At 69.6% G+C, this 21736-nt stretch carries 15 protein-coding genes and 1 pseudogene; 9 read left to right on the forward strand and 7 right to left on the reverse strand.

All coding sequences use genetic code 11. The features are described 5' to 3' along the window. Nucleotides 1–132 precede the first annotated feature (132 nt). The gene (locus tag ACFXKZ_RS31815; protein WP_380005028.1) at nt 133–1371 is read left to right on the forward strand and encodes a phosphatase PAP2 family protein; all 1239 of its coding nucleotides are present in this window, start codon (nt 133–135) and stop codon (nt 1369–1371) included. Nucleotides 1372–1510: 139 nt separating this feature from the next. On the opposite strand, the pseudogene ACFXKZ_RS31820 reads toward ACFXKZ_RS31815, so the two are convergent. The 4 genes and pseudogenes from ACFXKZ_RS31820 to ACFXKZ_RS31835 form a co-directional block, all read right to left on the reverse strand. Beyond that, nucleotides 1511–1855 (reverse strand): annotated as a pseudogene (locus ACFXKZ_RS31820) (transposase family protein); the annotation flags it as partial. Further along, nucleotides 1737–2360 (reverse strand): transposase, encoded by a 624-nt coding sequence (locus ACFXKZ_RS31825; RefSeq protein WP_380005030.1) that lies wholly within the window; start codon nt 2358–2360, stop codon nt 1737–1739. The gene ACFXKZ_RS31825 and the pseudogene ACFXKZ_RS31820, both read right to left, overlap by 119 nt. Nucleotides 2361–2388: 28 nt before the next feature. Then, complete coding sequence (locus tag ACFXKZ_RS31830; RefSeq protein ID WP_380004885.1) at nt 2389–3096, reverse strand: hypothetical protein; 708 nt, start codon at nt 3094–3096, stop codon at nt 2389–2391. A gap of 308 nt (nt 3097–3404) precedes the next feature. Continuing rightward, nucleotides 3405–3776, reverse strand: coding sequence for a hypothetical protein (locus tag ACFXKZ_RS31835; protein WP_380004887.1), 372 nt, complete (start codon nt 3774–3776; stop codon nt 3405–3407). 33 nt (nt 3777–3809) lie between these two features. Between ACFXKZ_RS31835 and ACFXKZ_RS31840 the strand changes: the two genes are divergently transcribed. After that, nucleotides 3810–4064, forward strand: coding sequence for a hypothetical protein (locus ACFXKZ_RS31840; protein WP_380004889.1), 255 nt, complete (start codon nt 3810–3812; stop codon nt 4062–4064). A 783-nt stretch (nt 4065–4847) separates the two neighbouring features. On the opposite strand, the gene ACFXKZ_RS31845 is transcribed toward ACFXKZ_RS31840, so the two are convergent. From ACFXKZ_RS31845 to ACFXKZ_RS31855, 3 genes are all read right to left on the reverse strand, one after another. Then, entirely contained in the window at nt 4848–6257 is a 1410-nt protein-coding gene (locus ACFXKZ_RS31845) for an MFS transporter (protein ID WP_380004891.1), read from the reverse strand. 202 nt (nt 6258–6459) lie between these two features. After that, complete coding sequence (locus ACFXKZ_RS31850) at nt 6460–8754, reverse strand: prolyl oligopeptidase family serine peptidase (protein WP_380004893.1); 2295 nt, start codon at nt 8752–8754, stop codon at nt 6460–6462. Between the two features lie 62 nt (nt 8755–8816). Continuing rightward, the gene (locus tag ACFXKZ_RS31855) at nt 8817–9485 is read right to left on the reverse strand and encodes a TetR/AcrR family transcriptional regulator (protein WP_380004895.1); all 669 of its coding nucleotides are present in this window, start codon (nt 9483–9485) and stop codon (nt 8817–8819) included. Nucleotides 9486–9747: 262 nt separating this feature from the next. Between ACFXKZ_RS31855 and ACFXKZ_RS31860 the strand changes: the two genes are divergently transcribed. From ACFXKZ_RS31860 to ACFXKZ_RS31890, 7 genes are all read left to right on the forward strand, one after another. Beyond that, entirely contained in the window at nt 9748–11742 is a 1995-nt protein-coding gene (locus tag ACFXKZ_RS31860; RefSeq protein ID WP_380004897.1) for a prolyl oligopeptidase family serine peptidase, read from the forward strand. Then, nucleotides 11735–12964, forward strand: a complete 1230-nt coding sequence (locus tag ACFXKZ_RS31865) for an amidohydrolase family protein (RefSeq protein ID WP_380004899.1) — start codon at nt 11735–11737, stop codon at nt 12962–12964. Before ACFXKZ_RS31860 ends, ACFXKZ_RS31865 begins: the two co-directional genes overlap by 8 nt. Next, a complete protein-coding gene (locus ACFXKZ_RS31870; protein WP_380004901.1) occupies nt 12964–14217 on the forward strand; it encodes a hypothetical protein in 1254 nt (417 codons plus the stop codon). Before ACFXKZ_RS31865 ends, ACFXKZ_RS31870 begins: the two co-directional genes overlap by 1 nt. 284 nt (nt 14218–14501) lie before the next feature. Beyond that, on the forward strand, nt 14502–15719 hold the full coding sequence (locus ACFXKZ_RS31875) for a PucR family transcriptional regulator (protein ID WP_380004903.1): 1218 nt from the start codon (nt 14502–14504) through the stop codon (nt 15717–15719). A gap of 96 nt (nt 15720–15815) precedes the next feature. Further along, nucleotides 15816–16838 (forward strand): ornithine cyclodeaminase family protein, encoded by a 1023-nt coding sequence (locus ACFXKZ_RS31880; RefSeq protein WP_380004905.1) that lies wholly within the window; start codon nt 15816–15818, stop codon nt 16836–16838. A gap of 354 nt (nt 16839–17192) precedes the next feature. Continuing rightward, complete coding sequence (locus ACFXKZ_RS31885) at nt 17193–18491, forward strand: NAD(P)/FAD-dependent oxidoreductase (protein WP_380004907.1); 1299 nt, start codon at nt 17193–17195, stop codon at nt 18489–18491. Nucleotides 18492–18925: 434 nt separating this feature from the next. Beyond that, complete coding sequence (locus tag ACFXKZ_RS31890) at nt 18926–21226, forward strand: PQQ-binding-like beta-propeller repeat protein (RefSeq protein ID WP_380004909.1); 2301 nt, start codon at nt 18926–18928, stop codon at nt 21224–21226. The last annotated feature ends 510 nt before the right edge of the window (nt 21227–21736 follow it).

Consider the following 21736-nt stretch of genomic DNA (forward strand, 5'->3'; position numbering starts at 1 on the left):
GACAAATTGGCCAAGTAATTGACATACATAATACCGCGGATAAGTCGCAGAATCACAGTCGTCGTGCAGCGCAGGCCGCAGGCGATTCCGTTGGTCGCACTCGGCGTGGCGGTCCTCGGATTTCTCGTGACCATGGAGACGTTCGCGCGTCGCTACGGCCTACCGGGGCCGATCACCAGCCAGGCGCGCGAGATGATATTCGCTCCCCGTTCGGGGCAGCTGCTGTATGCCGGTTTGACGTTGATGATGGTGGTACTCACCTGGCGACAACGGTTTATTGCGGTGAGTGCGGCAATCGGCATCGACATCGCCTTCTGGTTGGTGCGATCGGCGGTCGGCGCCGAAATGAACTACGGCAACGGCGCGCTGTGGGTGATTTTCGGCTGTGCGATCTTTGCTCTCACGCGCCGCACCGGCCGGGAACGCGTCCTGATGCTCAAGGGCGCCGGACTGGGACTGCTGCTGGTGGCCGGCCACAAGACCGGCGCCACCTGGCTGCTCATCACGTCGGAGACCCGCCCGGCGGTGCTCGACCAGTACGTGGCGACTGCCGATCACGCGCTGGGTGACCCGTCGTGGGCGGCCGGCCGGCTGGTCGCGGCCACCGACCCGATCAGCTCCCATGTCCTCGGCACCGTCTATGGTCAACTTCCCCTGGCAGCGGCCGTCGTTGCGCTGTACCAACTTCGAAACGTAGTGGTCGAGCGCCGCTTCCCGGGCCATCATCTGGTGCGCACCTTCCTGGCCATCGGCCTGCTCGGGCCGAGCATCTACATGCTCTTCCCGGTGGTCGGTCCGGTCTTCGCGTTCGGCCCCGACGGCGGGCCCTGGGCAGTGGCCGACCTGTGGCCGAACACGCCGCCGTCGATCGGCGCTCCACTCTCGATGCAGTTCGACGAAATCACCCCTCGCAACTGCATGCCCAGCCTGCACACGGCGTGGGCCACCATAATTTTCGTCCACTCCCGCAAGGGCTCGCGGTTTATCCGATTCGCAGGAACGTTTTGGCTGATTGCCACGCTCGCGGCCACGCTGGGATTCGGCTACCACTACGGCGTGGACCTCGTGGCCGGTGTGGTCTTTGCGCTCACGATCGAGACCGCGACGCGCTCGCTCGACCGTGGCTGGGATTGGCAGGGAATTCGCCTGGTCATCCACGGCACGACGGTTTTCGCTGTGCTCCTGGTGGCGTACCGCTATCTGCCGACGGAGATGGCCCGATATCCGTGGGTGTTCGGACCACTGCTTATTCTGGCGATGGCCTCGGTCGTCTACGCCTATGTGCAGACCACCAATGCGTGGGACCCGAAGACCGCACCGGCGGAGCATCTCCACGCAGTACGCCAAGAGGTTCGCCGAGGCAGTTCGTGAGTGGAGTGCTCCGATCTACCGGGGCGACCTTGTCCGGAGCCCGGCGAAGCGGCGAGGTTCGTCGACCGAACGGCTCGGTCGGCCCGGATGTCTGCTCGACGAACGTCCTGCGCGAGCACGATGTCATCGCACACACGAAACGGCGGACCGACAAGTCGACCCAGGTCGATCGTCCGACTGTCGCGAGATCGGCCAGGCGCTGCCGACAGCCGCCATGGATGCGGTCGGAAACCGCGCCGCAGCCGGGGCAGGGCGCCTGCTTGGTCGAACTCCGCGCCGAGATGACCACGGTCTCGGCGGCCACGACGACCTCCTCGGCGCTCACGAGAGCGAGGTGGGAGAACGCCGTCCGGAACACGCTGCAGTCACCCGGGCGTTGATCTTTCCGCGGCCGGGTGACGCACCGTCGGCACTCCACAGAGAGGATGCTGTTGGTGATCCTTCGTGGGGTCGGTTCGTTCGCGAGATCGCGAGCTCGTCGCATAGTCGCTGGAAACGGCTGGGAACTCTGGGCGTTCGGTCGGGCATCGTGCCCGGGAGTAGGCGTCCGCTGAGCCGCTCGGTGTCGGTGCCGGCGGCGGTGAGGATGTGTTGGACGTGTGTCTTGGCGATGCCACGGTAGCGACAGTCCGTATCCCGTGGGCTCGGACGGTCTCGGAGATGGTCGCCTCGCAGCCGGCCCGCATCGCGTATTGCCGCCGCCATTCCGGGGTCTGCCGTTCGCGGCGGGCTCGGCTCTGGACCTCGTGCAGAAGCCGGGGCATCAGGGTCGGATGACGTCCGTGGCCACCGGTGTTGCCAGTGCACCGGAACCGGTCCTTGCAGGCCCTGCAGGCGGCTTTGGGGATCACGACCGAGAACCGGGGCTGCTGATCGCCGAGGGTGGGCTTCCACGGCGGACTGGTGATCCCACGCGGGCGGATCGCGGTGCGGTTGTCCCGGTCGAAGGTGAGGTCCTCCTTGGTGAAACCGGGTCGGGGGGCGTGGATCGACCCGGACCGGACCGGACCGGGCCGGTCAGGTCGATGCCGTGCGTGGCAGCCGCGTGCCGGACCGTCTCCGCGCCGACGTAGCCGGCGTCGACCAGGTGCTCGGCGGGGCCGGTCGGCGGGCGGCGGGAGCCGTGTGGATGTCGTCGAGCGCCTCGATGTCCTGTTCCGGGGCGGGCGCGGTGGCGACGTACACGATCACGTTCGACCCGCCCGTGTCGCAGGTCTCGGTCGGGCGGGCGCGGTAGCCGACCCACGCGGCCTTACCGGCCTTGCGGCAGAACCGGGCCTCGGGATCGTGCGGCGTGACAACCTCAACAACCAACCCCGCAAGACCCTCGGTTGGCGGACCCCCGCCCTCCCATTTGCCACGGCCCTGACACCATGACGCTGCAACGTTGCGACGCTTACTCGAAACCACCGCCACGGTACCTCGGTCGTCCGGCGGATCGTCGAGGCCGGTAACGCGCAGGAAGGACGACTCGTTCTCGGCGTCCGCGTCGGCGGTGGCTTCGATGTGGCGGGCGGCGTAGACGTCGCCGTGGGACTCGGGATCGTTGCGGCAACCCCGTCTTGGTCCGCGCCGTTGGCCTTCCGGTCGATCGGGGTGCTCATCAACTGCCCCATCAGCGGGGCGTTCTGCAACCGGTGGCCGCTGGTGCCCCGTGCCCATGTAGAAGCCGTCCGGTTCGGTCCGGCCGTCGATGGGCGTCCAGTCCTCGGCAACGTCGTACACCCCGACCACGCCGCGTGCCCGGTACGGTCAGCCCACCGGGCCGCCCGGATCACCTGCGCCTCGACCACGTTGAAGCCACCGGACGCTCGGAGGTGGCCGCCTTCCTGTGGCCGCGGTCGCGCCCCGCTGGTGAAGTCCGAGCCCACCGCCGAGTCGTTGGTCCGCCCGGACCAGGGACCACCTCGCAGCCCCGATGCTTCTCCCAGGCAGCCAGGATGCATCGTTCGCACTGGTTGGTTCCCCGACGTCTGCCACGCCTTCCCGTCATCCGCAGCCCCAAGGCTGGTCTGCGACGGCGGCGGGCGGTGTCAGAACCGGGCTGGGGCGACGGTTTCGACGAGCTTCCCTTCGCTGTGCCGTGGCAGTTCGTGGGTGGCATGGAAAAGCGCCATCGTCTCCAGGGTCCCGGTCCAGAGCCGGCACGTCGCCCCTGGCCAGTCTGGTTCCCAGCCCGGCCGCAGGCCGCGGATGCCCCAGCCGTCGGGGCGCCGGGAGGGGAGAAAGCCGGTGCCGTGGTGGTGGATCGCCTGGGTGTAGACGTAGCGGGCCGCAGCCAGAGCGTCTTCGGCCGTGGCGGCGTTTCCGGTGAGTACGTGGATGCCGCGCGCGTCGGTCCTGGGATCGCGGATGGGGACGTCGACCTCGTAGACGGGGTGCGTTTCGTAAACAGGGCGGTTCATGACGATTCCTTGAGGCGCGGTGTGAGGGGGTCGGTGACGAATCCCGAGGTGATGCCGGCGTCGGCGTGGGGGGACGCGGCCGGTGCGATCGCCGACGCCGATGCCGCGCGGGCCGAATGTGGTACCGGCCACGCTCGTGGCGGGGTCGGCGGACAGGGGGCAACCACGATGTTCATCGACCGGACCGTGCTGAAGCCGATCCCGGCGCCGCAGAAGGCAACGGTGTCCGAATCCGTGGCCGCCGTTGTCGTGGCGACCACCCGCGCTCGGCCATGGCGTCGCTTCTGAAATCTGGCCCGGGCGACCACTTGAGACGGCCAGGCGTACTTGTACCGTATAGATACCGTACACGTACGATATCATGTCGAGGGGAAGCACACAAAGGCTGACACTGCAATGTCGAACCTGTCCGGCGAACCGCCTCCAGCGTCGTTCTTGCGACGGGTGGAGCCGAAGAGCAGCCACACCCGTTGTCCTGCCGGGATCCGCGTGTGATCGATATCAAAGGCACGACCTCCCCCGGTGTAATCCCGCCCGTGTCGGCCTCGGTTTGGCCGGCGGCCAACCACGACCCCGGGCGCACCGCGTCTGCGGTAACGACGTCATTGAGGAAGGCGAACATCGCGGCGGCTGCGGGCCTTGCGGCAGCGCGGCGGCCGATGGCCGAACCGAACAGGTCGAACGTGGCCGCAGCGTTGCCGATCGGCGAGTCGCGGGTCGTGGCCGGGAGTCCCATCGGGTGCAGGACGACGTCGACGACCGGAGTTTGCGCCAAGTCCCGGGCGGCGTCGAACGGTTCGCGTTCGACGAGTTCGCGCACCAACTTGTCCGCGCGCCTGTGCACGTCGACGGTGAGTGTGTCGATGGTAGGCCGGGCGAGTTGCAGGGACAGGACCCGCCGCAGCCGGGCGTGGTCGGGTCCGTCACAGGGCGGCACGGTCCGGGCCGCGAGCGGCACGTCGCCTCGGGCCGGTCGGGTTCCCGACCCGGCCGTAGGCGGCGGTTATCCGAGTCGTCGGGGCACGGGGAAGGGTGGGATCCGTCGCCGGGCGTGGGTGACGGATCCGGGGGTCATGCCGGCACCAGGGCGGGCAGACGCCTGGGCAGTGCGACGCTGAGGGCGAGGGCGATCGTGCCGACCGCCGCGCTGATCACGAAGGTGGTCGTGTATGCGTCCCAGGTCGGTATCGGCGTGCCGGGAACGGGGTCGGAGGCGAGCACGCCGGCGCCGATCTGGCCGCCGAGGGTGGCTCCGACGCTGCGCAGGACGAACGCGGTGCCGGCCACGCTCGCGGTGCGTTCGGCGGGAACGACGCTGACCACGATGTTCATCGACTGGGTCGTGCTGAAGCCGATGCCGATGCCGCAGACGGCGCCGGCGAGGTAGAGGGCTGCGGAGTTCCCGTGGGCGAGGAGCAGCAGAAGGCTGGAGCCGACGATGAGCGCGGTGCTCAGCGTCATCACGCCGCGGGTGCCGAAAAGACGCTCCAAGCGAGGGGTGAGCGGAGAGCTCACCAGAGCGAACACCCCCAGGGGCAGGAGCAGGAGACCGACGGCGGCGGTGTCGGCTCCGAGTCCGTATCCGGTGCTCGTGGGCAGGCTGGCCAGGCTGGGTACCACGACGTACAGCGCGAACGTGCCGAACCCGACGACGAAGGCCACCACGCAGGTCAGGACGACCGGCCGGTTCCGGAGTCCGCGCAGGTCGATCAACGGGTGTGTGGTGCGCAGTTCGGCGGGCACGAACACGGTGAGCAGTACGGCTGCGATCGCGACGCGGACGAGGAACGGCTCGGAGGTCCATCCGTGTTCGGGGGCGACCGTCAGGCCCAGCAGCAGGGCGACCAGCCCGCCCCCCAGGAGGACGGCGCCGAGCCAGTCGATCGATCCCCTGCCTGCGGGTGGGCATTCGGGCACGATCCGACAGACGGCGACGAGTGCGACGAACATGAGGGTCAGCGGGATCCAGAACAGCCAGGTGAACGACAGCGTGCTGATGATCCAGCCGGATGCCAGGAGGCCGAAGGCGGCGGCCAGTGCCGTGGCGCCGACTATCAGGCCGATGGCGGCCTTGATCCGGTGCGCGGGTTGGGTGTCGTTGAGCAGGCCGATGGAGAGGGGTTGGAGTCCGGCACCCACACCCTGGATCATCTGGCCCGCGATCAATTGCCCCACCGAGTCCGCGGTTGCGGACACCACGATGCCGACGAGCACGATGGCGACGACGCCGATGAGGACCCGGCGCTTGTCGGCGATGTCGCAGAGGCGGCCGATGATCGGGGTGGCGACGGCGCCGACGAGCAGCAGGGCGGTGAAGGCCCAGGTGATTGCCTGGGGCGAGGCGTCGAGATCTGCCCGGATCTGCGGCAGTGCCGGGATCAGCATCGACTCCAGGGCGGTGTAGACGGAGAGCACCACCGTGAGGACAACGGGCGTCGCGCCCGCTCTTGCCGTACGAATGGATCTGACTTCAGCGTTCATGACGATTCTCCTGGTCGGGGATCACGGCAGCTGGTCGGTGTTGGGGTGTGTGGGGGGAACGCCGCTCGTCGTGGCAGGCGTTCGGCACTGTCATCGGTCGGGCACGTCCTGGACTCGGACGGGGCGTCCGGGGACGGCTCGATGATCGGGCCGGGGGTGGTGTGGGCGGCCTCCCTGACGGGCGCGCGGCTCCGCAGGGGGTCTATCCGAGCTGTTCGGCGAGGTGTTCGGCACCGGCGGGGAAGGGCTGCATCGCGTATCCCTCCGGTGGTTGCGTCCCGAGCAGGTGTCGCACGAGGTGATCCCACGTCCGGCGCGTGACGTAGTGGCCGCGGCCCATGAAGCTGTGTTCGACGCCGGGGACGATGAGCAGGTCGAAGTCCTTGTCGGCGTCGATGAGGGCGTCGACGAGGTTGAGGGTCTGGTAGGGCAGGACGTTGTCGTCGAGCTCGCCGTGGACGAGCAGCAGCCGCCCGGTCAGATTGGCGGCGAGGTTCGGATTGGCGACGTCGGCCCACTGCTCCGCGGTGCCTTCGCCGAGGTAGGTGTCGGCCCACAGCGCCAGGTAGTGACGGATGTCGTGATTGCCGCACAGGGCAACGCCGACCTTGTAGAGGTCGGGGTGGGTGAGCATCGCCCTGACGGTGGCGAAGCCGCCGCCGGATACTCCGGCGATGCCGACCCGGTCGAGGTCGATCCAGGGGTGGCGGTCGGCCAGTTGGTGGATCGCGGCGACGTGGTCCTCGATGAAGCCGGCGTTGCCGAGGTTGCCGTAGGAGGCGTCGTGGAAGGCCTTGCTGCGGCCGGGGGTGCCGCGTCCGTCCATGGTGACGACGGCGAATCCCAGGGCGGCGAGCGCTTCCGGCGACACGAAGTGGGGGTTGGAGAAACCCGCGGTGGCGCGCATGATCTGAGGGCCGGGGTAGGCCGAATCGACCAGCGGATATCGCCGCGAAGGATCAAAACCGTGGGGGCGCCAGAGTGTGCCGTGGATGTCGGTGACCCCGTCGGCGGCCTTTGCGCTGAACCGCTCCGGTGGCGTCCAGCCCGCGGCGACCAGCAACGCGGTGTCCGGTCGCTCGAGTTCGACCACCGTCGCGCCGGCGGCATCGCGCACGACGGTTCTCGGCGGTGTGTCCACGGCGGAGGCCGTGTCGAGGAAGTAGGCGCCGGACGGGGCGGCGACGACCTCGTGATCGAACGCGTCGTCGTTGTGATTGGTGAATCCGGTGCCGTCGAGTCCCACGGTGCACAGCTGCCGGGCGTAGGGTTCACCGGGCACCAGCCCGGACGTGAGGAACAGGACGGTGCGGTTGTCCTCGTCGACGTGGAGGATGCGGCGGACCGCCCACGCCCCCGTCGTGATCCGGGTCGGCTCGTCGGTCGACGCGGAGCCGGGCCGCGGGAGTGCGGGGTAGAGGTACAGGTGTCCCCAGCCGTCGCGCTGGGAGTACCACAGGACCTCACCGGTGCTCAGCACTCGGACCATCGGTCGGTCGAAGATCAGTTGTGCGGGTTCCACGCGGGTGGTGCCGTGTTCGTCCACGAGGAGGTCGACGGCGCCGGTGTCGGGATCGAGGCGGTACAGCCCGAGCGAGCGGGCGTAGCGGGGCTGTCGCAGGAAATACAGGGCTGCGCCGTCGTGGGACCACCAGACCCAGCCGCGCGCGAACGGGGACAGGTGGCCGATGTACGAGGGGCCGGTCGCTTCCCACACCACCGAGCGGCGCGTCACGTCCAGCACGACGAAGCGGGCGCCGGCGTGCTGTTCGTCCTGGGGCATGGCGTAGCGGAACGAGTGCGCCACCGGCGGCCCGCCGTCGCGGGGGGTCGACTCGACCAACACCTGTTCGCGCAGGTGCCGTTGGTCGATCCGGTGGGTGATCAGTCGGCGCGAGTCGGGCGACCAGGCCAGCATCGGGGGCGCGGTGACGCCCGCGTTGCGAAGCATGGTCCGCGACAGTGCCACGTCGAGGTTCGATCCGTAGTCGAAGTACTTTTCGCCGTCGTCGGTGAGAGCGAACTCCTCGGTGTGGTCGGCGGAACGCACCCAGATGTCGTGGTCGCGCACGAACGCGACCCATTGGCCGTCGGGTGAGGGCCGCTCATGGATGGCGGCCTGGTCGGGCGCGTCGATCCGGATGCACCGGTCGTCGTCGGGTACGTACCGCCATCGGGTGTCGAACGCGGTGAATTCGACGGTGTCGCCGCTGCGGCTGATCGAGGTGAACGGAAGATGTGCTCCTTCCACCGCCGTGCCGGAGGCCGACGACAGGGCCGCGGCCAGCCGGTCGTGATCGAACGCTGCCTTGCGATCGCCGGCGGCGGGGTCGACCAGTACGAATCGCCGACCCTGTGCGGTGTCGACGCGGTACCAGAACCTGTCGGTGCCGTCCTCGCGGTTCGGGCGGATCTTCGCGCCCGGAACGAGGCGCGCCGCGTTGTGCGGCAGCAGTTGTTCGGCGCGGCGGTAGTCGGCGGTCGTGAGTGTGGTCACGATGCACCCCTTTTCAGGCAGTTCGTTGTGATGAAAGCCCAGGGAGACTTCGCCGGATCCGCCTACCGGGGCGGAATCTGCCGAAGGATGAGATCGAGCCCGTGCTCGAAGAGTTCTTCCTGGGTGAAGGCGGGAAGTCCCAGCCCCAAGGCGTGCAGCGTCGGATACTCCTCGGTGGGGAGGGCTTGCATGCTCCGCTGTGCCTTCGACCACGCGTCCGGGTCTGCGTCCGACGGCTTGCGCGTCGGATACAAGGTGGCGGCGCCGATCGTGAAGCGGATCAGGGTGGCGACCATTCCCACCGCGTCGCGTACGCCCATGCCGTGGTCCAGCAGGATGGCGTAGAGCGTCTCGCTGATCCGTAGGTCGCTGGGGCCGGAGGCGTCGACGGCGAGATGGATACGGGCGACTTCGGCGTGTTCGACCAGCAGTCGGAAGTACGACCGCAGCAGCGTGTGGATGCCCTCGATGCCCTCCTCCACCGCCGGGACCTGCACTGCGGCGATCGCGTTGTCGTATACCGCGGCGAGGACCTCGTCCTTGCTGCGGAAGTGGGTGTACAGCGACATCGGGCGCACGTGGAGTTCGTCGGCGATGCGCCGCATCGTGATCGCCTCGATGCCGTCCGAGTCCATGATCGCCGTCGCGGCGGCGACCACCCGCGCCCGGTCGAGGGATCCGCGTGGCGCGCGTTTGCGCGGAGCGGTGGGTTTCGAAGGACTGTCGTCCATGGTGTCGCTCCCGAGGTTTGCCCAGCCGACCCCTTGAGGCCGCTAGCCGTACGAGTACCGTACATGTACGGTAGCAAATGTCAACGCGAAACGCCGAGACGCCGAGACGGCGATCGTCCGACTTCCGGTCGGGCCACGGGCGACGACGAACGCCCCGTGTCACCGAGTACCGCCCCCCTTCTCATCGAAATGGCTGGGGAGATCCGGCGGCGTGGACACCACGTGAAGGGAAAAGTCATTGTTGGAAAAGTGGAGCGCCTCCATGCAGTACGAGAGGGTTCTGGAGCACCTGCGTGCGTTGCACGGGCCCGGATTCGGTGGGCCCTCGAGCCTTCGGGAACCGCACGTGACGCGCGACGGCACCCGCACGGTGGTGACCGCGGACGTCCTGCACAAACTCGCGGGAGCGCCGCGAACCGCCCTGTTCACCGCGGAGGACGGCCGATTCCGGCAGGTGTCGGCGCCCGGCGCCTCGGCGCGGGCGGGGCGGTTCTCCCCCGACGGGCGCACGCTGGCATTCCTGTCGGACCGCGCGAACAAGGGCGTGTACCAGTTGCACCTGTGGGCGCAGGATCGACTGGGTGAGGCGCAGGCGGCGCCCGCTGTGCCGGGCACGGTGGAATACCTCTACTGGTCGCCGGACGGTCGACGCATCCTGCTGGGCGTCGCCGGTCTCGGCGCCGAACTCTCCGGCGGACAGGGATCGGGCACCAACCGCGGGGGCATCGACGACGCGCCCCCGTGGTTCCCGCGCGTCGACGCCGGCGTCGCCGACGAGGCCTGGCGCAGCCTGTGGCTGTACACGCCCGCCACCGGCGTACTCGAACGCCTCTCCCCCGAGGGCCTGAACTGCTGGGAAGCCGGATGGTGCGGGCCCGGGCGTGTCGCGGCGATCACGTCCGAGGCGCCCTGGGAGGACGCTTGGTACGGCGCGGTCCTGAGCCTGATCGACCTGGACGGCGCGGTACACGAGGTGTTGGACAGCGAGGTTCAACTCGGGCTGCCCACCGGCTCGCCGAACGGGAGTTGGGTGGCGGTCGCGGAGGCGGTGTGCAGCGACCGCTGGCTGGTCGCCGGTGACTTGCTCCTGATCGACGGCGTCTCCGGTGCGGTGCGGCGGATCGACACGCGCGGCACCGACGTGACCCGCCTCGAGTGGATCGACGACGAGCGGCTCGGCTACCTCGGGCAGCGCCGGTTGCATTCGGTGGCCGGCATCGTCCGGATCGACGACGGCAGCGTCCGCGAGGTCCTCGTCACCGCGAACGCCTGCGGTGGCAGTACCTTCCACACCGACGGCGCGTTCACCGACGACGGCCGCGTGTGCACGATCCAGGAGTCCTACCGGCTGCCGCAGCAACTGGTGCTGTCCGGAAGCGACGGCGAGCGGGTCCTCGCGTCCACCGCCCATCCGGGCACCGACTACCTGCGGTCGGTGGCCGGCACCGCGGAGGCGGTGACCTGGAACGCCCCCGACGGCACGGAGATCGACGGCATCCTGTGCAGGCCCGCAGGAGAAGGGCCCTTCCCCTTGGTCGTGAACATCCACGGCGGCCCGATCTGGCAGTTCCGCGACATGTGGTCGATGAAGTACCCGTGGGTGCCGCTGCTGGTGTCGCGGGGATACGCGGTGCTCAACCCCAATCCCCGCGGCAGCAGCGGCCGCGGACAGACCTTCGCGAACCTGGTCGTGGGCGACATGGGCGGCGACGACACCCGGGACTACCTGTCCGGGATCGACGCGCTCGTCGAACGCGGCGTCGTCGACGGGACCAGGGTCGGCCTGATCGGCGCGAGTTACGGAGGCTACATGTCGTCGTGGCTCGTCACCCAGGACACGCGGTTCGCGGCGGCCGTGCCCATCTCCCCGGTGACCGACTGGTACAGCCAGGGCTTCACGAGCAACATTGCCGCGTGGGGCAACCGGTTCCTCGACGCCGACCCGGCGCAGCCCGGATCCCGCGTGCACACGCGCAGCCCGGTGCTGCACGCGGGCAAGGCCCGCACACCGTGTCTGAACATCGCCGGCGCCCTGGACAACTGCACCCCGCCGACACAGGCGCAGGAGTTCCACCACGCGCTTCGCGCGCACGGCGTGCCCTCGACGCTGGTGATCTACCCGCAGGAGGGACACGGGGTGCGGGCCTACCCCGCGCAGATTGACTTCATGGCCCGCATGCTGGACTGGTTCGAGCGCTACATGCCCGGCGAACACGCTCTCGGGACGCACCGGAACAAGGAGCGGACGAGTGTCTGACTACTGGATCGTGGGAGCGCGGATCGTCGACGGCACGGGCAGGGATCCGGTGCACGGGCCGGCGATCCACGTCGAGGATGACCGCATTACGGCGCTGGGCAGGCCGCCCGCGGGTGCGCGGGCACTCGACGCCCGGGGGCTGACGATCACGCCGGGGCTGATCGACGCGCACGTCCACCTGGGCCTGTCCAGTGACATCAACCCGAGTCTGCGGCGGGAGCTTTCGGTCGCCGAGCTGGCGGCGGACATGTTCGACAACTGCGGCCGAACCCTGGACGCCGGCTTCACCACGGTACGAGACACCGGAGGCATCGACGCCGGGCTGGCACGGGTGGTGGCGGGCGGAAAGGTACGCGGGCCGCGGATTCTGCAGTGCGGGCCGGTCCAGTGCCAGACCGGCGGCCACGGACACTTCGCCGCCGAGTGGGAACCGACGGCCAACTGGTACGACCACGACATCCCCGGGTTGCGGTCGATATCGCTCCTGTCCGACGGGCCCGAACAGATGCGCAGGAACGTGCGCGAGACGTTTCGCCGCGGCGCCGACTTCCTCAAACTGTGCGTGACCGGCGGCGTGATGTCGACACACGACAAGATCGGCGACACCCAATTCACCACCGAGGAAATCGCGGTCGCGGTGGCCGAGGCGAACGCTCGCGGCAGCTACGTCACCGTCCACGCGCACAACAACGCGGGCATCCGCAACGCGGTCCACGCCGGTGTCGCCTGCGTGGAACACGGTTCCGAGATGGACGAGGAGACCGCCGGCCTGATGGCGGCGAAGGGAGTGGCTCTGGTGCCGACACTCGCGACGATGCACGCACTTCTCCAGGACGCCACACGGGCCGGCCTGCCGGCGGGAATCGCAGACCGGGTCGGCCCCGTTCTGCAGGGTCAGATCGACGGACTGCTCGCCGCCCGGGCCGCCGGCGTCAGGACCGGCCTGGGCTCCGACCTCATCGGCGCCGACCAACGCGGCCGCGGCCGCGAGTTGACCCTGCGCTCGGACATCGAGAGCCCGATGCTCGCGCTGGAGGCGGCCACCCGCGTCAACGCCGAGATCCTGCGCATCGCCGACCGGGTGGGGACCGTCGAGGTCGGCAAGCTCGCCGACCTCACCGCGTGGGCGAGCGACCCCCTGGACAACCCCGAGGTGTTCGGCGAACCCGACAACGTCGCGCTGGTGATCCGGGGTGGCCGCGTCGTCAAGGAGGCCCGCTGATGGCCGCGCTCACCTACGCCGCGCCGTCGGGCCCCTACCCCGTCGGAGTGCGGGACGGCGAGGTCCTGGACACGACATATCCCACGCTGCGGCCCCAGGACGCGGGCGGACGCCGCCTCATGGTTCGCGTCTGGTACCCCGCACTGACGGACGGCGGGACCTTCCGCCCCTACCTCGTGGACGACGAGGCGCGGTCGCTGCGGTGGCTCACCGAGGCGACGGGCACACCCGAGGAGTGGGTGGACCGACTGGCCGACGTGAGGACCCACAGCGTCGCCGGCGCGAAACCGGCGGGCCGCGGGTTCCCGACACTCGTGTACTCGCACGGCGCCGTCGGTTGGGTGTCCCAGAACACCCCGCTGATGGAACACCTCGCGAGCCACGGATACATCGTGTGGAGCGTCGCGCACCCGGGAGAGGCGTGCGGCGTGCGCTATCCCAACGGCGACACGGTCAGATACGACGACGCGTTCAACGAAACATTCCTCGGCACGGTCGCGGACCCGCACTACCTGGACAGGATCACCGGTGACGTCGCGACGCGCTTCGCGCAGACGCCGGCGTTCCTGGACGAGCACACCATGGGCCCGTGGTCGCAGCGCTGGGTCGACGACATGCGCGCGGTGATCGACGCGCTCGAGGCGGGTGCGGTCGCCGGCGCCGGCGGCCTCGCCGAAGCCGGCGACACGTCCCGAATGGGCGTGTTCGGCATGTCCTTCGGCGCCGCGGCGGCCGCCTCGACCGCGCAGCAGGACCACCGGGTGAAGGCGGTGGTCAACCTCGACGGCGGGCAATTCCTGTCGGACCTGCTCGACACCGACATCCGCGTGCCGTTGCTCCACCTCGCGACCGACATGCGCGTGCAACTGGAGGCCATGGGCTTCCCGCCCGTCACCGCGATCGACGCCAACGAGTTCTTCTTCGAACCCCTTCGCACCGCCGGCACGAGAGGTGACGTACACCGACTGCGCATGACCGATGTGAGCCACCTCGAACTGACGGACCTCGTGCTGATCCCGGCCCACGACCGCGCGACCGTACTGCCCGGCGGCGGAAAGGCCGAGGCGCAACGCACGATCGACCTCGTGAACGCCTTCATCCGCGCCTACTTCGACGCGGCACTGCTCGGCATCGACAACCGCTTCCCGCAACCGCAGATGGCCGAGTTCCCCGAGGTCGTGCCGATCGACCTCGCCCCCGTCCGTACATGGGCACTCGCGAACACGAACCCCCCGACGCATCCGGGGACCTAGCCCACCGAGCCCTGCCCACGGCAGCCCCGCGAGCCAGGCCGGGCAACCCCGGCCGGGCACGGGTCCGGTCAAGGCGCAGGACGGCCGACCGCTCGCCGTCGCCGCGGGCGTCGCCGAACGCCGGCTCGCCCGCGGCGCGTTCTCACAGGGTGTCGGACACGGTTCGCCGGGCCGCGCCGAACCGTGCCGTCACCCGTGGAACTCATCTGCATGGAGGAGGACTTCGTGAGTGTCCGAGATCGGTCGGTGGGATCGCGCCGCGGCGTCGCGTCGGCGGTGCCGCGGTGATCCCTCCGTACACAGACACGATCCAGCAACTGGTCGACTCGCTCGCCGCGCGGATCCACCAGTCGGTCGCCGTGGACGACCGGCGCGGCAGCCTCATCGTGTCCAGCCGCCACTACGGTGACGAGGACAGGCTCCGTATCGACGTGGTGCTGTCCCGGCACCTGCCGGCCCGCGTCGCCGAATACCTCGACGGCTTCGGCATCTCCACCTCCGACAAGCCCCTGTCGATACCCGGCAGTCCGGCCCTCGGCCTCGATTCCCGACGGTGCTATCCGATCCGTGATCACGGACGGCTGCTCGGCTATCTGTGGCTGATCGACGAAGGCGCGGAGCGCTTGGACGAGTTGGTCGGTGCGTACGTGCTCCGGCTGTCGGCGCGGATGCGGGAGCGGATGCTCCAGGTGGCCGAGGAGGAAAGGCGACGCCGGGCCCTGGTGGCCGACCTCCTGGGCGGGGGCGAGGACTCCGCTCGCGCCGCGAAGGACCTGGTCGATCGGGGGCTCGTCGACGCCCGGGACGAGATCGTGGTCATCGCCACCGACGCGACCACCGACCCCGAGACGGTCGCGGCCGTGATCATGGATTCCACCGGCCGGGCCGGCGACGACGGGCCGGCCATCGGCCTGCTCACGGCCGCGCCGGGCGATCGCGGTGCGGTCCTGGTGACCGGCCGAAACGAGGTGGAACGCACGGCGGCACGGCTGGCCGCGGCGATCCGCAAGGGTGTGCGGCAGCGGGACGCCGGAGGTGATGGCGTCGTCGTCGGTCTGAGCGCCGTCGGCTCGCTCGGTCAGGCTCCGGATCTCTGGCGTCAAGCCGTGCTGGCGGCGTTCGCCGCCGCCGAGTTGCCGGAGTTGGCACCGGTTTCCTCCTGGCGGGACACCGGTGTGTACGGTCCGCTCATGCTCGCCGCGATGGCATCTCCCGAGTCGGTCGTGCCGCCCCGGATCGCCGACCTCGGTACCTCGCTGGCCCACACCGCCGAGGTGTTCCTGGATGCCGCCGGGGACACCGCGACGGCATCGGAGCAGTTGATGATCCACCGGACGACGTTGTACTACCGGCTGGCCCAGATCGAGAACAAAACCGGATGGAACCCGAAGAACGGCGGTGACCGGTTGACCTTGCACCTGGGACTGAAGATGCAGCGCCTCCTCGACAGCGGCATCCCGGCTTTGCTGCGGGGAGAGGAACAACGCCGAGGAGGTTCCTGATCCGTGCCGATGCCGGCGGGGGCCCGGCGGCTGGAGGCTGTACACACCCCGGCCGGTGGCCGCCGGGTGAGGATCGAACCCGAAGGAAACCCACACATGACCCTCCCCACCGACCGCGAGCGTGTCGCAAGCCGGCTGCGGATCGGCTCGGAACTGCTCTACCTGTCCCGGCAGGACGTCGAACACCTGCAACTGACGCGGGACGCCATCCTGGAGCTGACCCGCCAAGCCCTGGTCGAGCACGGCCTCCGCCGCTACGAGATGCCGGCCAAGATCGGCGTCCACCCGTACGACGACGTCTTCTACCACGCCATGCCGGCCTACCTGCCGGGGCCGGGGATCGTGGGCATGAAGTGGATCGAGTGCTACCCGGGCAACCCGCGCACGTTCGATCTCCCCCAGACCACCGGGCTGCTCGTCCTCAACGACGTGGACAGCGGCGTGCCGCTGGCCGTCATGGACTCGGCGTGGCTGACCGCGATGCGCACCCCGGCGGTGACGGTCCTGGCCGCCGCGGTGCTGCATCCCGACGCCACCACGTTCGCCATGTTCGGCTGCGGCGTGCAGGGCATCGAGCATGTCCGCTACGCGGCCCTGGCGATGCCCCGGTTGGAGACCGTCCACGTCTACGACACCCACGAGGCGGCCGCGGACGCGCTGATCGCGAAGCTGCAGCCGGAACTGGACCTGCGGATCGTCAAGGGTGAATCACCCGAAGCGGTCACCAAGAGCGCACAGGTGCTGAGTTCGGCCACGGTTATCCTGCGTGAGCCGCTCGTGGTGGTGAAGGACGAGTGGGTGACCGCCGGTCAGACGATCCTGCCGTGTGACCTGAACACTTTCTGGGATCCGCGCACCGCCCACCGCGCCGACAAGTACATCGTCGACAGCATCGAGGAACACGAACTGTTCGCGTCGATGGGGTACTTCCCCGGCGGCCTGCCCGAGGTCGCCGCCGAGACCGGCGAGGTGTTGGCCGGTGTGAAGCCCGGGCGGGAGAACGCCGACGAGATCATCGTCGACAGCAACATAGGCATGGCCGTCTGCGACATCGCGGTCGGTCACGCGCTCATGCACCATGCGCTGGAGCACGGCGTCGGCGTGCGACTGCCCCTGTGATCCGCAGTCCCGGGACAGGCAAGGCGGCGCCTGCCGGTAGCCGGATCTCCCGGTCCGGACGCGACCGCCAAAAGCCGCCGCAGACACCAGCGAACCAACCGCCCTCGTCGCAAACTGCCAACTGGCGGCGAGCGGGCGGCTACCCGCGTCGTCGCTCGCCACCGAGCGGCCCGGTCGTTCGGACAGCACCTGGACCAGGGGCTGCCGGTCGGACCGAGAGGTGTCGCAAGGGCGGCGTCCGTCGGCGCCAGTGTCCGGCCGTTGGGCGGACAGGGTGCATTTCCGGGCCGGGCGCCCGCCACCACGGTTCGATCGGTGGCCGTCCGGGGTCGTAAGGTCAGGGAGGAGACACGGATGAGTACAGACGTCGTGGTGATCGGCGCGGGCGTGATGGGTTCCTCGATCGCTCTCGAACTCGCCAGAGCGGGGCGGCGGGTCACCGTGGTGGACAAGGCCGGCGGCGTCGGCCTGGGTTCCACCAGTGCTTCCAGTGCCGTCGTGCGGTTCAACTTCTCCACGCACGCCGGAGTGGCCACGTCGTGGGAGGCGCACTTTTGCTGGCGGGCATGGGAGGAGCATCTGGGTTGCGTGGTCCCGGACCCGGTACGTTTCGTGCGCTGCGGGATGGCCGTGCTGGACGTGGACGCCGCGCCGCGCGGGGTCTACTTGCCGCTGTTCGACGCGGTCGGGGTGCCGTACGAGGAGTGGGACGCGGCCACCCTGGCGGCCAGGATCCCGGGCCTGGATGCCGGGCGGTACTGGCCGCCCAAACGACTGGACGACGACGCTTTCTGGGCGGCGACCGACGATACGCTCGGCGCCGTCTACACCCCCGACGCGGGGTATGTCGGCGATCCGCAACTGGCGGCGCTGAACCTGGCCGCCGCGGCGGAGCGACACGGCGCCGAGTTCCGGTTCCGGCGCATCGTGACCGCGGTGGAGTCGGCCGGCGGGCGGGTGACCACCGTGGTGCTCGACGACGGGTCCCGGTTGGGCTGTGCGACGGTGGTCAACGCGGCCGGCCCCTGGTCCGGGCGGATCAACGATCTGGCCGGGGTGGGCTCGGACTTCACCATCGGAGTCCGCCCCCTGCGACAGGAGGTCGGCCACCTTCGGACGCCCGGCGGCTTCGGCCGGGAGGAGTCGGTCGGGATTGCCGTGGCCGACATGGACCTGGGGGTGTACATCCGCGGCGAGGTCGGCGGCGGGCTCCTGATCGGCGGGACCGAGCCCGAGTGCGACCCGCTCGAGTGGGTCGACGATCCGGACGCGGTGAACCCCAACCCGACGTCGGCCGTGTTCCAGGCGCAGGTGACCCGGGCTGCCCGGCGGTTGAGCGGGTTGACCGTCCCGAATCGGGCGCGCGGTGTGGTCGGGGTGTACGACGTCACCGAAGACTGGACGCCGATCTACGATCGGACCGACCTGGAGGGCTACTACGTGGCCATGGGCACCAGCGGCAACCAGTTCAAGAACGCCCCACTGGTCGGGCAAATGATGGCCACTCTGATCGACCGGGTGGACAACGGCGCGGACCACGACGCGGATCCGGTGTGCTTCGTCGGCCCGCACACCGGCGAACGCATCGACCTGGGCGCGTTCTCCCGACTACGCAGCATCAACACCGCGAACTCCGGAACCGTGCTCGGCTGAGCCGGGACGGGCCGCCGCGCCGGGCATGCCGACCTCGGCAGACCGGTTCCACTTGCCAGTGGCCGGGTCGAACGCCGCCACCTTTTCCCGCTCGCCGGCGGACTGCACGTTCGTGTACACCGTGTTCGGTGCCACCGCGACGTCCGAGGTCCACCAGTCGTTGATCCGGATTCCGGGCGGGGTCGCCCACTGCCCATCCGGTGGCAGGACCGGGCGCGTTGGTGGCCGTCGCGGCGGCCGATGGATGTCGGAACCCGCTCGGAATCACCCACGATCACCGGTCGTGGGGACCCGCGCGGGGCGGTTCGCTTGCCGGGGTGGGCAAGTGCGGCAGGACCTGCTGCGCAGGCATCTCGCGCATATTGGCCGACCTTTTTGACCCTCGGCACAGTGAATGTCAGGGTGTTGGAAATTGAGCGCGACGCGGGGGAATCATGGAGCCTTTGCAGCACGACGACCCGCGCCGGCTGGGGCCCTTCAACCTGATCGGTCGGCTGGGTGCCGGCGGCATGGGTCGGGTGTATCTGGGGCGCGGTCCCGGTGGCCGGACGGTCGCGGTCAAGGTGGTGCGTTCCGAACTGCTGGAGGACGGTGACGGTTTCCGTCGGCGATTCGCCCGCGAGATCGCCGCCGCGCGGGCCGTCACCGGCGGCTTCACCGCGCGGTTGGTGGACGCCGATCCGGACGCCGCCACACCGTGGCTGGCCACCGCCTACATGCCGGGCGTCACGCTCGCCGACGCCGTCTCCGCACACGGTGCGCTGCCGGGGCGAACGGTGCGCCATTTGGCGCGTGGGCTCGCGGTTGCGCTCGACCACATCCACGCCGTCGGCCTCGTCCACCGCGATATCAAGCCGTCCAACGTCTTGTTGACGGCAGACGGGCCGCGGCTGATCGACTTCGGGATCGCCTACCTGGGCGGCGCGACCTCGCTCACCCGCGCGTCTCAAACGCTCGGCTCGATCGCCTTCATGTCGCCGGAGCAGTTCGACTCGGCCGAAGTCGGTCCGGCCAGCGATGTGTTCTCGTGTGGGATCGTCCTCGCCTACGCGTCGAGTGCCAAGTTGCCGTTCGGCGAGGGGCCGTTGCCGCTTTTGCTGGCGAACATCACGCTCCGTGAGCCCGATCTCGACGGTGTACCACAGGAGTTCCGGAGCTTCATCCGGGCATGTCTGCTCAAGCGCCCACAGGACCGGCCACTGCCGAGGGAACTCGTGGCGGAACTGGACAAGATGGTCGACACCGCGGATCCGAGTCGAGAAGCGGCGGCCTGGTTGCCCGCCGATGTCGCCCATCAGGTGATGCGTGTGGCCACGGACGTGCTCGGCTCGGACTGGGACGCGCAGGGTGTGGCACGCGACAGCGGAGATCCCGACCGCCGGGACTCGGTGCAGGCCGCGAACCCCTGGCTCGGACTGACTCCCGGCGGCCCCTCGACATCCGTGGCGCCCGTGCCGCTTTCCGGCGTCGCATCCGATTCCGTCCCGCCGACGCAGCACAGGCTCCCGCGCATCCCCGGTCCTCCCGCACCCGGAATGTACGACGACCATGCCGAGGCGCCGCCCTCGACTCGGCGGCCGACGGATTCGGCCGACCGTCCGGCCGGCCCGAGTCGCCGACGGGCGCTCTACCTCGGTGTCGGCGCCCTGGCAGTCGGGCTGCCTGCTGCGGCGTTCCTGCAACAACGCCGCGATACGAAGCCGAGCACACCGGCCGGTCCTCCCGTGCTCTGGTCCCGCAGTGTCGGCTCTCCTGCCCGGCCGCTCGGCACTCCGGTCGTGTCCGGCGGCCGGGTCTTCGTCAGTGTCGCGGGGAAGGAACTCGCCGCCCTCGACGCCCGTACCGGGCAAGAACTCTGGCGCGTCCCCACCTTCGATCCCGCGTTGGAAGAGGTCCCCGTCCCGCACATGGTGCCCGTCGTGACCAACGGCCTCGTGTGCGTCGTCGACGCAAACCCCCGCACGACCGGCGTGGAACAGGACACGGGGCGGATCCGCTGGCGGGTCGAGACGGCCCCGAACCAGTCCCCCGGCTTCGGCGTCGACGGGGGGTTGCTGTGCTGGTGGAACATGACCCCTGGCGCCGATGACGCCTCTTTCTGGGCGGTCGAGCCGGCCAACGGCCAGGTCCAGTGGGGCCTCAATCTGAAAACGAGACTGTCCGCCGCGCCCACCGCGTCGGGGGATGTCACGTATCTGGTCACCAACGGCGGTGGGTTGATCGCCATCGACCTGGTGAAACACCGGGAGAGGTGGCGAACCGAGCCGCAGAGCTCCGGCGGAGCCTCGCCTCCGTTCCGCGGGAATGTGGCGTCCCCGGCCGGCTCCGTCTGCTGGATGCCCGCTTCGGGTCGCATCGATGCGGCGGACCCTCGGACCGGCGCCTTGCAGTGGAGTACGACGGTCCCCGGGCGATTCGACAACCTCGGCACCGTGGTGGCCGCCGACGGTACGTTGTTCACGTCCAGCACCGATGGCTTCGTCACCGCGCTGGCCGCCGTGTCGGGGGCGCAACGCTGGTCGCGTGCACTCACCGGGCCGCTCACGACGCCCGCGGTCGACGGCGGGGTCATGTACGTCGCCTCGACGAAAGGCCTGACCGCACTGGACGCCGGCAACGGCCACGTGAAGTGGACCGTCCCGGAGGCCAAGGGCGGATCGGCGCGAATCTGCGTCAAGGACCGCGTCGTGTACGTTGCGGACGACGCCGGAGCGCTGCGGGCGATCGCCGTCTGACCGACCACGAGCCCGCCGCCGGCCGCGGACTGGGACTCACCAGGCGGCAACCCACTGTCGGTTCGTGCCTGGGGACGCCGAACTGGATCCGAGCAGAGGAAAAGGTGTCGACCGTGAGCTCGGCCGCATCGTGGCCGTGAAGGTGTTGCCGGTCGAACCGACTCGTCAGGCGGAGTTCCGTCAGCGGTTTCGGCGCGAGGCGCGGACCGGCGCTGCGCTCTCCCACCACGGCGTGGGCTTGGTCCACCGGGACATCAAGCCGTCGAAAGTCATGGTCACCGCATCCGGTGCGGTCACGGTGCTCGGCTTCGGCATCGCCAAGGTGCTCGCGGAGTCGACGCCGCCATCGGGCTCATGGTCGGCATGCGGGACGTGCGCGCACTTCTCGACGGCCAGTCAGGGATGCTCGGCCGCGGGTACCGTCCGACGCCGGCCGGTGCGACCTGTCGGCCAGGCTTGCCGGGTGGGATGGAGAACGACCTCGTGCCGTGGAGCCGTCGCGGGCGGCCG

Source organism: Embleya sp. NPDC059237, from assembly GCF_042754105.1.
In the GTDB taxonomy this organism is placed as follows: domain Bacteria; phylum Actinomycetota; class Actinomycetes; order Streptomycetales; family Streptomycetaceae; genus Embleya.

What these genes read in the sequence shown, in the direction of transcription:
- ACFXKZ_RS31815 (WP_380005028.1), top strand. Translation starts at nt 133, where the DNA reads ATGGAGACGTTCGCGCGTCGCTACGGCCTACCGGGGCCGATCACCAGC.
- ACFXKZ_RS31835 (WP_380004887.1), bottom strand. Translation starts at nt 3,776, where the DNA reads ATGAACCGCCCTGTTTACGAAACGCACCCCGTCTACGAGGTCGACGTC.
- ACFXKZ_RS31845 (WP_380004891.1), bottom strand. Translation starts at nt 6,257, where the DNA reads ATGAACGCTGAAGTCAGATCCATTCGTACGGCAAGAGCGGGCGCGACG.
- ACFXKZ_RS31855 (WP_380004895.1), bottom strand. Translation starts at nt 9,485, where the DNA reads ATGGACGACAGTCCTTCGAAACCCACCGCTCCGCGCAAACGCGCGCCA.
- ACFXKZ_RS31860 (WP_380004897.1), top strand. Translation starts at nt 9,748, where the DNA reads ATGCAGTACGAGAGGGTTCTGGAGCACCTGCGTGCGTTGCACGGGCCC.
- ACFXKZ_RS31870 (WP_380004901.1), top strand. Translation starts at nt 12,964, where the DNA reads ATGGCCGCGCTCACCTACGCCGCGCCGTCGGGCCCCTACCCCGTCGGA.
- ACFXKZ_RS31880 (WP_380004905.1), top strand. Translation starts at nt 15,816, where the DNA reads ATGACCCTCCCCACCGACCGCGAGCGTGTCGCAAGCCGGCTGCGGATC.
- ACFXKZ_RS31885 (WP_380004907.1), top strand. Translation starts at nt 17,193, where the DNA reads ATGAGTACAGACGTCGTGGTGATCGGCGCGGGCGTGATGGGTTCCTCG.
- ACFXKZ_RS31890 (WP_380004909.1), top strand. Translation starts at nt 18,926, where the DNA reads ATGGAGCCTTTGCAGCACGACGACCCGCGCCGGCTGGGGCCCTTCAAC.